This window comes from Acidaminobacter hydrogenoformans DSM 2784, assembly GCF_900103005.1.
In the GTDB taxonomy this organism is placed as follows: Bacteria; Bacillota; Clostridia; order Peptostreptococcales; family Acidaminobacteraceae; genus Acidaminobacter; species Acidaminobacter hydrogenoformans.
Genome location: NZ_FMWL01000021.1, coordinates 14,682 through 26,885, shown reverse-complemented (window position 1 = coordinate 26,885; position 12,204 = coordinate 14,682). Strand labels below are relative to the sequence as shown.

The 12,204-nt window shown below is 48.9% G+C and carries 11 protein-coding genes; 6 read left to right on the top strand and 5 right to left on the bottom strand.

Going from position 1 to position 12,204, the window contains the following annotated elements; genetic code table 11:
* Nucleotides 1–16: 16 nt before the first annotated feature.
* Nucleotides 17–892 carry a DMT family transporter gene (locus tag BLP63_RS14450; RefSeq protein ID WP_242870930.1) on the bottom strand — a complete coding sequence of 292 codons (876 nt, stop codon included), beginning with the start codon at nt 890–892 and terminating at the stop codon, nt 17–19.
* Between the two features lie 222 nt (nt 893–1,114).
* Here BLP63_RS14450 and BLP63_RS14440 point away from each other — a divergent pair, with 222 nt between their 5' ends.
* The 6 genes from BLP63_RS14440 to BLP63_RS14415 all read left to right on the top strand — a co-directional run bounded on the left by BLP63_RS14440 (nt 1,115) and on the right by BLP63_RS14415 (nt 6,681).
* Nucleotides 1,115–1,402, top strand: a complete 288-nt coding sequence (locus BLP63_RS14440; RefSeq protein ID WP_092592792.1) for a hypothetical protein — start codon at nt 1,115–1,117, stop codon at nt 1,400–1,402.
* A 150-nt stretch (nt 1,403–1,552) separates the two neighbouring features.
* A complete protein-coding gene (locus BLP63_RS14435; protein ID WP_092592790.1) occupies nt 1,553–3,235 on the top strand; it encodes a sensor histidine kinase in 1,683 nt (560 codons plus the stop codon).
* Nucleotides 3,232–3,939, top strand: a complete 708-nt coding sequence (locus BLP63_RS14430; protein WP_092592788.1) for a LytR/AlgR family response regulator transcription factor — start codon at nt 3,232–3,234, stop codon at nt 3,937–3,939. Before BLP63_RS14435 ends, BLP63_RS14430 begins: the two co-directional genes overlap by 4 nt.
* 119 nt (nt 3,940–4,058) lie before the next feature.
* A complete protein-coding gene (locus tag BLP63_RS14425) occupies nt 4,059–5,501 on the top strand; it encodes a carbon starvation CstA family protein (protein WP_092592786.1) in 1,443 nt (480 codons plus the stop codon).
* Between the two features lie 184 nt (nt 5,502–5,685).
* The gene (locus BLP63_RS14420) at nt 5,686–6,114 is read left to right on the top strand and encodes a universal stress protein (protein WP_092592784.1); all 429 of its coding nucleotides are present in this window, start codon (nt 5,686–5,688) and stop codon (nt 6,112–6,114) included.
* 138 nt (nt 6,115–6,252) lie between these two features.
* The gene (locus tag BLP63_RS14415; RefSeq protein WP_092592782.1) at nt 6,253–6,681 is read left to right on the top strand and encodes a universal stress protein; all 429 of its coding nucleotides are present in this window, start codon (nt 6,253–6,255) and stop codon (nt 6,679–6,681) included.
* Nucleotides 6,682–6,806: 125 nt separating this feature from the next.
* Here the strand turns inward: BLP63_RS14415 and BLP63_RS14410 are convergent, their stop codons facing one another.
* The 4 genes from BLP63_RS14410 to BLP63_RS14395 form a co-directional block, all read right to left on the bottom strand.
* Complete coding sequence (locus BLP63_RS14410) at nt 6,807–7,127, bottom strand: putative heavy metal-binding protein (RefSeq protein WP_092592780.1); 321 nt, start codon at nt 7,125–7,127, stop codon at nt 6,807–6,809.
* Nucleotides 7,128–7,213: 86 nt separating this feature from the next.
* Nucleotides 7,214–9,043 carry a glutamine--fructose-6-phosphate transaminase (isomerizing) gene (gene glmS, locus BLP63_RS14405; protein WP_092592778.1) on the bottom strand — a complete coding sequence of 610 codons (1,830 nt, stop codon included), beginning with the start codon at nt 9,041–9,043 and terminating at the stop codon, nt 7,214–7,216.
* A 447-nt stretch (nt 9,044–9,490) separates the two neighbouring features.
* Nucleotides 9,491–10,849 carry a phosphoglucosamine mutase gene (gene glmM / locus BLP63_RS14400; RefSeq protein WP_092592776.1) on the bottom strand — a complete coding sequence of 453 codons (1,359 nt, stop codon included), beginning with the start codon at nt 10,847–10,849 and terminating at the stop codon, nt 9,491–9,493.
* A 10-nt stretch (nt 10,850–10,859) separates the two neighbouring features.
* A complete protein-coding gene (locus tag BLP63_RS14395) occupies nt 10,860–11,963 on the bottom strand; it encodes a TMEM165/GDT1 family protein (RefSeq protein ID WP_092592774.1) in 1,104 nt (367 codons plus the stop codon).
* Nucleotides 11,964–12,204: the final 241 nt, after the last annotated feature.

Sequence of the window (12,204 nt, the reverse complement as noted above, 5' to 3'; positions counted from 1 at the left end):
CCACTTCCTTCTTAATTTATTGGACCGCTTCAATTTCTTTGACTTTGCCAAGGGTGCTGATATAGTAACTGCGCAGCGTCACCGCTAAAACGACAATGAGTCCGCCCACCAGAGCCAGGCCTCCCGGCCTCTCACCGGTTGCAAGAAACACCCAGACGGGGTTGAGTATAGGTTCAATCACGGGAATCAGTATGGCTTCGAGGGCCGTTACATGACGTACCGCGATTGAAAACAGCGTGTAGGAAATACCAAGCTGGAAGACACCCAGGAGAAGGATCCCCACTATGCTTCTGGTATCCGGAACGGACTGAAGGATAAAGGGAATACTCACTAAAAAGGTAAGCAAATTGCCAAGCAAGGTCATTTCGATTTGGGAACCATCCTTTTGAAGCCTCAGAAAAATGACGGTCAACGCTAAAAACACCCCCGAAACAACGGAGATCAGATTTCCAAGAAGCGCACCGCTCCCAAGGTCCCCAAGGAAAAACAGCACCATGCCGCCCATGACGGCAGCAATCGCCAGCCAATCCACCCTGCGGGTTTTTTCTTTTAGTACCCACGCCCCCAGCAAGGCCACCCAAATAGGGGCCGTGTATTGAAGAAGAATGACATTGGCAGCAGTGGTGAGCTTGTTGGCGACAACAAACAAGATGACCATCAGCATATAGAAAAAAGCGCCTGCGATTTGGGCTCTCGATCTCGTAAATTTTGGTTTTTTGACGTAGAGGAGCATAACAAGCGCCGCGACTCCGCTTCTTGTGCCGGCTATGGCCACTGGATTCCAGTCTACCAGCTTGATCAGCATGCCGCCTGTGCTCCATAGAACCGAGGCAATGATCAGATAAAAAATCGCTTTGCCTCTTGGGGTTTTCGTAAAGGCTGTTATATTCAAGGTATTCAACCTGCTTTCGTTTCTTTTTGTCTTGCAGTTTAAGCGAAGCCTGTATCGCTTATTGAATCATACAATAAGGCAGGTTTGAAAACAACTCGTAAAATGTGTTTGAAGCTGATTTGTAATGTGTAAAAGAACACTAAGCCACTAAAATCATTATAACGTTTATCCAATGAAAAACCCAATTCCTGCCTTTGTTTTTCTATGACGAGGAGGTCCATCATGAAAAAGCTCACTTTATCGGTTCTGATTCTGCTTTTTATGCTCACACTGACAGCCTGTCTGCCGGGTGACGGCAGCTATACGGCGTCAACACCCGCGGGTTTCTTTTCAGGCATTTGGCACGGCTGGCTGGCGCCTTTGTCCATGCTCCTGGGGTTTATTCGGGGCGGCTACAGAATTTACGAGGTCAATAACACAGGCCTCCTTTATGACCTTGGCTTCTATATCGCCATCATTGGCGGTTTTGGCGGCTTTTCACTCTTCAGGGGAAAGAAAAAAGACAAATAATTTTACCCCGAAGTTCGCACCAGCAGCAAACAGCAGCCACCACAGCAAGTCTTCCTTTTTAAGTCTTCCCCATTTTTACAAAGCCTCAAAAACAAGGTATAATAAGACAACAAAAAATCGATTGAACGGTTTTGCAATGGAGGCTTGCGCATGGTTCTGCTTCGCAATTTGACGAATAATCTGGGGTACGTCGTCCTGCTCGCCTTTTGGCTGTCACGGCTGTCCATCTTTAAAAAGATCATGCTCAAAGAAAAATTTCTCTTGAGAGAAAAGCTGATCCTCGCCATAATCTTTGGGGCCTTTGGCATTTTGGGAACCTATATTGGTACGGAGATCCAGGGCGCTATTGCCAACACCCGACTCATTGGGGTTATGGCAGGCGGGATCCTGGCGGGTCCGTTTGTGGGGATTGCCGCAGGGGTTATCGCGGGTCTCCACAGACTGACCATGCCCATTGGCTCTTTGACAGCGGTGCCATGCGCGCTGGCGACTATCGGCGCAGGGCTTGCGGCGTCTTTGATCTATCACAAGTCCACGCGGAAAAACAAATGGCTGTATGGCCTCGTGGGCGGCTTCGTCATGGAAACCTTTGAGATGCTGCTCATTTTGCTGATCTCAAAGCCCTTTCCCGCCGCGCTGGCAATCGTTAAAAGCATCTATCTTCCCATGAGTATGACCAACGGGATAGGAATCAGCATTTTAATCCTGATTATTCAAAATCTTTTTGACGAAAAAGAAAATATTGCGGCGCGTCAGGCCAAGACCGCTATGGATATTGCCAATCAGACACTGCCTTATTTCAGGGACATCACGCCGGAATCCATTGAAAAGATCTGCCAGATCATTCAAGCTGCCATTCAGGCAGACGCGGTTTCGATCACGGATCACAGTACTGTGCTCGCGCATGTGGGGCTTGGGGCGGATCATCATATGAGCGGCAGCCCACTTGGCACCGGCGCCTCAAGAAAGGTCATTGACACCGGGGAAATCCTGTTTCTCAATAAAAAATCCCAAATACAGTGTGACCACGAAGACTGTCCTCTCAAATCCGCAGTGCTCGTCCCCATCTTTGAAGGTGATCAGGTGACGGGTACTTTGAAAATCTATTACGGCAAAGAAGGTATGATTTCTGAAAGCACAGCGCAGCTTGCCATTGGCCTGTCGCAAATCATCTCTACGCAGCTGGAAATCAGCAAGATTCACAAGCTCGAGGAGCTGGCAACTCAGTCGGAGATCAAGGCCCTGCAGTCACAAATTAACCCTCACTTTCTCTTTAACGCCCTTAACACCATTACCGCCTTCACGCGGGCCGAGCCCGAAAAGGCGCGGCAGCTGATCGTGGACCTTTCTACTTATTTAAGATACAACATAGAGTGTACTGACCGGCTGGTGAGCATCAGCCGGGAAATCCAACAGGTCAAGGCTTATGTTGATATTGAGCGCGCGCGCTTTGGTGACAAATTGAATGTCGAATATATCATTGACGATACTCTGGAGCTGTCCATCCCATCTCTGATCATCCAGCCCCTCGTTGAAAATGCCGTGCGGCACGGCATCATGAAGGGCAGCGGCAGAGGGCGCATTTTACTGAAGATCCAGAGAGCTGGCGAAGGCATGGCGAAGATCACCGTTGAGGATGACGGCGTTGGCATCGATCCTGTTATTGTTGAACACATTGCAAACGGAACGCTGCCTAACCATCATATTGGGCTGTCCAATGTACAAAACCGCTTGAGATTGATTTACGGCACGGGACTATCGATCGAGCGTCTCGAAAACGGAACCCGAATTTCCTTTGAAGTGCCAAGTTTGTCGAAGGGTGTGGTAGCTTGAACTGCATAATCGTAGATGATGAAATGCCGGCGCGCAAAGAGCTCGCCTATCTGATTGAAAACAACAGCGACATTGAAATCCTGAGAGACTTTGATGACGCGCCGGCCGCCTTTGAATTCGCGCGTCAGAACAGCCCTGACCTCATCTTTCTGGACATCAGCATGCCACAGCTCGACGGTATAAGCTTCGCGAGACAGCTCCAGCAATTGGATCTTGCCTCGCGAATCATCTTTGTCACAGCCCACAGAGAATTTGCCGTGGAGGCTTTTGAGCTGGAAGCCTATGATTACCTGCTGAAGCCCTTTTCAGAAGCGCGACTGGGCCTTCTCCTCAACAAGTTGAAAACCCTCGAACCTGCTGAAGTCTCATATCCTGAGAAGCTCACTCTCTGGAAGTCAGAAAAACTGAGAGTCGTTCCGGTTTCAGAGCTTTGCTACCTCGAAGTCAAGGAACGCGAGGTCCACATTTTTACCAAGGATGAAGCCTTTGTAGTCGTCTCGAGCATCAGCAGCTTTCAGAAAAAATTGGACCCCAAATTCTTTTTCAGGTGTCATCGTTCCTTCGTGGTCAACCTTGATAAAATTGAAGAGATCATTCCATGGTTTAATCACACCTATCAGTTGAAGCTCAGGGGCATTGAAAACCCCATCCCCGTCAGCAGGCATTACCTGTCTGATTTCAAGCAAATTATGGGGACATTCTGACAGCTTGTGCAGGATTACCGACGTCTTATGTCAAAAAACGCCTCCGGCGTTTTTTTTTATTATAAGATGATCCTGCTTAGACAACGTATACACTTACATAGGAATTAGGAGGTTGTTAAATGATTTCATTTCTCTTGTCCATTGTGGCGCTGGTAGCAGGTTATTTCATCTACGGTAAATTTGTCGAGTCGAAATTTGGCGCGGATGAGCAGCTCACAACACCAGCTGTCGCCATGAATGATGGCGTCGACTACGTTCCACTTCCCGGTTGGAAAATATTCATGATTCAGTTCCTCAATATTGCGGGCTTGGGGCCAATCTTTGGTGCTATCGCTGGCGCTTTATGGGGACCGGTTGCTTTCCTTTGGATCGTGCTTGGTTCAATCTTCGCCGGCGGTGTCCATGATTATTTTTCAGGCATGCTCTCCGTCAGACATAACGGCGCCAGCATCCCGGAGGTCGTCGGACATTATCTTGGCCCTGGACTTAAGAATTTCATGAGGGGCTTCTCAATCCTCGTCCTTGTTTTGGTCGGCGTCGTCTTTATCACTGGCCCGGCTGCGCTCCTGTCCGGAATAACGCCGCCCACCTTCAATAAAATGTTTTGGATTTATGCCATCTTTGCTTATTATGTCGTCGCGACCATGCTCCCTATTGATAAGCTGATCGCAAAAGTCTATCCTTTGTTCGGCGCTACCCTGCTGATTATGGCGGTGGGTGTCACTGGCGGCATCTTTTTCGGCGGTTATCAAATTCCGGAAATTCAGCTTGCCAACCTTCACCCAAGCAACCTTCCTATTTGGCCCCTGATGTTTATCACCATTGCCTGTGGCGCGATCAGCGGCTTCCACTCCACACAATCTCCAATGATGGCAAGATGCATCACCAATGAACGCCAAGGCCGCAAAGTATTTTATGGCGCCATGATTGCTGAAGGCATTGTCGCCTTGATCTGGGCTGCTGCTGCTATGGCATTCTTTGGAAGCACCGGTGAACTGGGTGCGCAAATGACTGCAAATGGCGGTCAGGCTTGGGTCGTCAACACGATCTCGAATACGCTTCTCGGCAAAATTGGCGGCGTCATGGCCATTCTGGGCGTTGTCGCCTGTCCGGTGACTTCCGGCGATACCGCTTTCAGAAGCGCGCGCCTTACCGTTGCGGATATCCTCAATTTTAAGCAAGGTCCTATTCGAAACCGACTAATGATTTCCCTTCCGCTTTTCGTTATTGGCTTTGCGCTTACCACGATTGATTTTAACATTGTATGGCGTTACTTTGCATGGTCCAACCAGACTTTGGCCATGATTGTCCTCTGGGCTGCCGCAATGTACCTTTATCTCAAAGATCAGACACACTGGATTGCGACAGTACCAGCGACCTTTATGAGCGCAGTCTCCATCACTTACATTCTCGTTGCGCCTGAAGGCTTCAAGCTGTCACCTGCCATTGCCTATCCTGCAGGGATTATAGTCGCCGCTGGTTTCCTGATGCTGTTCCTCAAGGTTGCCGCTCAGAAAAAGCGTGCCGGCACACCGAGAGAAAGCGCGAAGAGCGCCGCGTAAAACAATAAATGAACCGATTCAAATGGCGTGCTGAAACCATCGGCAGCGCTTTGGATCGGTTTTTTTTGCTTTTAATCGCCTATACGCCGGGACATGTATCGATACAATTCGCTCTTTTAAGCTTTTAAACCTGCTTTTCGGGGGTATAAATGGAACAACCGGAGGAAACCAAGGAGGTGTCACCATGAAAAAACTGTTGCTTCCAATTGATGGCGAGAAACTCAGCGAAAGAACACTCGAGTATGTTAAAGAGCTCGGCATCGTTCAAGGGTATGAAGTAACTGTCCTGCACGTGATTCCTTATGAAGAGGCCCTGTCTCATCCTCATCTCGCGACAGTATTCGGACTCCATAATTCAACCTTCGAGCATGTCGCTGAAGAAATGGTCACAAAAGTCGCGCAGCAGCTCACAGAAGCTGGCATTGAAAACGTCGCGACCAAAGTCAAAAAAGGTAATCCCGCAGCAGAGATCGTGGCTATTGCTGAAGGTGAAGAGTTCCACATGGTTCTGATGAATACGCATGGCTTCGACGCCACGAAGCGCTTGATGATTGGCAGTGTCACTAATAAGGTCGTTCACAATTGCTATGTCCCAGTCCTTGTCATCCAGTAGCATGTTCGCTGATCTGATTTCAATCGTTATGAACCTGACGACACCGCGGCTTGAAACGCAGCATCTGCAATATCCTCCGGAATTGCAGGCCGTTTTAGCCCGCGTTACGCATAATGCCTTATCAAGGAGGTCTCGATCATGAGAAAATTGTTGCTTCCCATTGATTCCTCATCCGTCCCTGATCGACTCGTAGAATACCTGAAAGAGTTCGTTCCTGCCCTTGACTATGAAGTGACGCTACTCAACGTCATCCCTCTGGACCGCAATCTGGTTCATGGTGACCTGATTGGCGTTTATGATCTGAACCGCGAAAAGTTTGAAGAAACTGCTGCGGATATGCTCAACGTTGTGGAGGCTACCCTCCGTGGGGCTGGTATCACTAATATCCAGAAGCTCCATGTTACTGGCGATCCCGCTCAAATGATTGTGCGCACCGCTGAAACTGACGGCTTCCACCTCATCATGATGTGTACTCATGGCATGGGCGCCGCAAAGCGTCTCCTGATTGGTTCCGTCACCAACAAGGTTGTGCACCATTCCGAGATTCCGGTCATTGTCATCCGTTGATGATTTTCCGGCGCAGTGGGTTCTTAACAGTCTTAACAAAAAAAGATCCGTCTTTCAAGGGCACAACCGTGCCTGATTGACGGATCTTTTATTATGGAATGTGCTTCAATATTTGGGCAAGCGTTTTACTCCGCAACGACTGCAGTGCCGGAGGCGGTCACCATCAGCATATTGCCAGCCTGACCGAGGACCTCGTAATCAATGTCCACGCCTACAATGGCATTCGCCCCAAGGGCACCGGCCCTGCGTTCAAGCTCGTACATAGCTTGGTTTCTCGCTTCGATCAGCTCTCCTTCATAGGAGCCGGACCGGCCGCCGAAAAAATTGGTCAACCCCGCCGCAAAGTCCTTAATAAAGTCCACCCCAGAAATCACTTCTCCAAATACAACGCCTTTGTATGCCGTAATCTTCTTGCCTTCAATACTTGGTGTCGTCGTTACGATCATTTGCCAAGCCTCCCTTAATCATTGCAGTCCACCTTGCGTATTCTCGCCCTCACTGCAAACTAAAGCCTCTTCCTGTTTCAATCACGCTACTCCACGGTGACGCTCTTTGCGAGGTTTCGTGGCTTATCCACGTCATTGCCCCTGGCCGCGGAAACATAATAGGCCAGCAACTGCAGCGGGATAATCGATAATATTGGCGCCAGCTCATCCATGGTGCGTGGAATATAGAAGACCTCGCTGGCGTATTTCTCTATTTCCGTTCTGCCCTCTTGCGCAATGGCCACGACACGAGCGCCACGGGCCTTTACTTCAAGCATATTGGAACACATTTTGTCAAAGAGCCGCTCTTGAGTCGCGAGGGCCATAACCAATGTGCCCTCTTCAATCAGCGCAATTGTCCCGTGTTTCAGTTCACCCGCCGCAATTGCGACGGAATTGATGTAGGAAATCTCTTTATATTTCAACGAACCTTCAAAGGACGTCTCCACGTCGACACCACGCCCCATGAAGAAGACAGAGGTATTGTCTTTTTGAAGCATAGCCATAGCTTTACATACATCCGCTTTCTTAAGGACGGCTTCAACTTTCTTATCTATGCCCTTCAGTTCGTCCAAGATCTGATGGTACTGGTTCTCCGGCATTTTGCCCGTCAGCCTTGCCATATAGAGGGCAATCAGATAAAACGCGATCAACTGGGTCGTATAAGCCTTTGTTGACGCAACGCCTATCTCCGGGCCTGCCCAGGTATAGAGCACATCATGACTTTCCCGGGTCACAGAGCTGCCAACGACGTTGACAATGCTGAGAATCCTGGCGCCTTTTCTCTTTGCTTCCCTCAGAGCGGCAAGGGTATCCAGCGTCTCACCGGACTGCGAAACCGCGATGAATAAAGTTTTGTCATCAATGAAAGGGTCTCTGTATCTGAACTCTGAGGCGACCTCTACACTGACTGGGATCCCCGCGAAGCGTTCAATGGCGAACCTGCCCACCAAACCTGCGTGATAAGCCGTACCGCATGCCACAATATAGACACGGTCAAAGACTTCAATATCCTCTTTTGTCAGTTTGATGCCGTCAAGGATAATGTCATTGTTCTTATCCAACCTTGGAAATAATGTATTTCGAATCGCTTTGGGCTGTTCAAAGATTTCCTTGAGCGTAAAATGCTCAAAGCCCTCTTTTTCAGCAGAATCAATGTCCCAAGTGACCTGATAGACGTCGCGCTTAACTTCCGCACCCTTCTCATCCCATATGGTCACTTTGTCTTTTGTAAGCAGCACGGTCTCTCCGTTTTCAATCAGATAAATATTTCTCGTGTATTTCAAAAGCGCCGGTATATCAGAGGCGATAAAGTTTGCGTCCTCACCCAGGCCCACAATCAAAGGGCTGTCCTTTCGAACCGCAACAATTTTATCCGGCTCAAACTGACAGATTACGCCCAAGGCATAAGTGCCTTCCATAATCTCTACGGCACGATTCACGGCCTTCAGAATATCCCCATCATAATAAAAGTCGATCAAATGCGCTATGACCTCAGTGTCCGTTTCAGACTTGAACTCATAACCTTTTTCTTGTATCAGCCACTCTTTTATTTTCATGTAATTTTCAATAATTCCATTGTGTATAACTGAGATTGTCCCATTTTGATTCAAATGCGGATGGGCATTTGGAACTGTTGGGGCCCCATGAGTCGCCCAGCGTGTATGTCCAATGCCAACATGGGCTGAAATGGGCTCTTCCAGCATTAAATTCTTTAAACCCTCAAGTCGTCCTTTGATCTTCCTGACCTTGAGTCCTTCCCCGTCAATGACAGAGAGGCCCGCAGAGTCATAACCCCTGTATTCCAGGCGCTCCAATCCGTCCAGCAAAAAAGGCACAGCCTCTTGACTTCCAATATAACCTACGATACCACACATAATAGACAGTCTCCTTTTTTATGTTTTGGCATCGCACAAAAAGAAACAGGACACCGCGACAGAGTCTTTTAATCATTTATTTATGCCGTCCCATACCATTTGTCCTCCGGATCGCTCCAGAGCTTTGAGTATGTCTACGGTCACGGCTGACCGCGGGGCATCCGCCGAAAATTCGATAAACCCCGTCCTCGTCAACTGCCATTCCTGAATCATGGCAGCTCAGGCGCTATAATTGCCGCGTCGCAGCTTTTGTCCTTCCTAAACCCTGTTCCTCCTTCCAGTTGCTCTCTTTGTGACGAATACCTTTTCCATTATACCATTATTGACCTTAAGGATGTGTAACATTTTAGAAAAATAGCAAATTTTCCCTGCAAATGCAAAGCAGGGCGCTCCGTCACCAGAGCGCCCCCAAATGCCAAGCTATGTTTTTGCCGATGGTCTCGTGACCTACACCTTGCCCAGCCGAGCTTCAATGAGCTCAACCAGCTCAGCAGCATAGGACTCGAGCAGCGACTGATCGTCCCCTTCAATCATGACCCGTACCAAAGGCTCAGTCCCGGACGGCCGGATTAATACGCGGCCTTTGCCTTGAAATGCTGCCTCAACAGCTTTAATGCGCGCCGCAATGACCTCATCCAACATATAAGTATGCTTGAATTCATTTTTAATCCTGGCGTTTTTTAGGATCTGAGGATAGACTTGCATGACGCCAGCCAGTTCAGACATCCGCTGACCACTTTTCTTAAGCGCCGCCAGCAGCTTCACCGCTGTCATCAGACCATCTCCGGTCGTGTTGTGATTCAAAAAAATAATATGGCCCGACTGTTCACCACCCAGCACATAACCGTTTTCACGCATTGCCTCGAGCACATAGCGGTCACCAACCTTAGTGCGCAGCGCCTTCATCCCGCGCTTTTCCAGCGCTTCCTCAAAGCCAATATTGCTCATTACCGTACTGACCACAGTTTGATCCTTGAGCATATTGGCTTTCTGAAGCTCAATGGCGCAAATCGCCATAATCTTATCCCCATCTACCAGGCTGCCATTCTCGTCCACAGCCAGGCACCGGTCCGCGTCGCCATCAAATGCCAGGCCTATATCATACCCGCCTTTTGTGACAATTTCCCCAATGACTTCCGTATGGGTTGATCCACAATTCAAATTGATGTTGATGCCGTCAGGAATGTGATGGAAGGCGTCTACCTTTGCGCCCAAAGCCCTTAAAGTCGTGACCGCGACCTCTGACGACGCGCCATTGGCACAGTCTATCGCGACATGAAGTCCTTCCAGGTCTGTATCAATCGTGGACGCCACAAACTCCGCATATAAGTCATTAGCCTTGTAGACCTCTGTCTTTCTGCCAATTTTTATACCGCTTGGCTCAATCTCAATATCAAGGTCTCCAAGAATATAGCGCTCAATCTCTTCCTCAATTTCGTCCGAAAGCTTGAATCCCTCAGCATTGAAGAATTTGATGCCATTATACTCAGCGGGATTGTGAGAGGCTGAAATCATGACCCCGGCATCGAGCTTCAAATGCCTGACCAGATATGCGATCGCCGGCGTTGGAACGACCCCCACCTTGATAACGTCGCAGCCTGCAGACAAAATGCCAGCGATTAAGGCGGACTCAAGCATATCCCCAGAAACACGGGGGTCTTTGCCTATGATCAGCCTTGACTTCGTGTGATGATCTTGCTTGGTCAGCACAAAAGCGCCCACTCTTCCCAGCTTGTAAGCCAATTCGTTGGTCAGCTCCACGTTTGCTATGCCCCTGACCCCGTCTGTACCAAATAGTTTTCCCATATGTCGCTCCTTACAATTTTTTTAGTCCAAAGCTGCTGTCCTTTGCTTCTATAGCATGCTTATAATCCTGATATTTATCAAATTCTCCAAGCGGCGCTCCAAAGACAATCCGCTCAATGCTTAGCCGCACACTTTCGAAAGCGTCGTGTCCATGACCTCCGAATGACTCCGGATACTCCGCGTAAAATCTGTTGATCATATTCAAAATGCCACGAGCTTTTTGTTTGTCATAGGAACGGTCAAGAAGCTGCTCGACATTACGGAGACCAGACTTATCAATTTCGACATGATGGGCAGCCTGATCCAGGATCTTTTTCATGTACCCTACCAGGCACGCTTCACCAATGCAGGTACTGCAGGACACCTCACCTTTGCAAAGCATTTCGACCTCGTTTCTGAGCGTTCCCGCGAAAGCCCTGAGATCCTCAAGACGCGCTTGAAATTGAGTCTTCTCGATCATGGAGAGCGCTCGCCTGAAGCCCGTGATCCTGAAATAAGATAGCACTGCGAGCGCTGCCAGCAGGGGAATCCAAACAAGCCACGACCACGACCCGGTCAAAGGGCTTGTAAAAATTTTCTGAAGACCAAAAAACATAAATACCGAAAAAGCGCCGAGCTTCAGGTGAAGCTCCTTGATTTTATCTCCAAGCTTAATCCCTACGAGGATCCCAATCAGGCTGGTCAAGACCATGCCGGAAACCGTCCCTGCCAGTACCATCACCGGGCTCTTCGCTCCTGCCGATAGTGTCAGCGCCGTCAACTGAGTCTTATCACCCAGCTCGCCCAGAAAAAACGCCAGCGCAACGGTCAGCACAGGCCCATAAGCTGACTTGACATCCTCTTCCTCAGCCTCCTGTGCCTGCAGGGACCAAAAAGCAAAAAAGAGGAAAAGCACTCCGGCGACCAGCTGAAGCAGCTCGAGTGGCACATAACGGCTCAGAAGAGTTCCAAAAGCTATGGCCAGCCCGTGGTTAAGCGCAGCGCCAAGGGCGACGCCAATTAAAATCTGACGGATTTTGAATTTTGTCGCGAACGCCATAGACAAGATCTGCGTTTTGTCGCCCATTTCTGCTATGAAAATCAGCGCCAGTGCCTGAAAATACTCTGCGAACAAGTAAAACGCCTCCAACTTTTCTTCGCCAAACGACAGTTAAGAAACGAAGAAACACTCATCTCTTCACCTGGTTGAGGCGACTAAGGGTATATCCAATAGATTATACCACAAAAGCATCTTAGGAAGAAGATACCAGTTGAAGGTTTCCATTCCTTATGAGATCAGCGAAATATTCTGTGATACGCAGCGCAAAAGCAAAGCCCGGGGTTTGCCCGGGCTTTGCTCAAAAATCCTGAGTTTT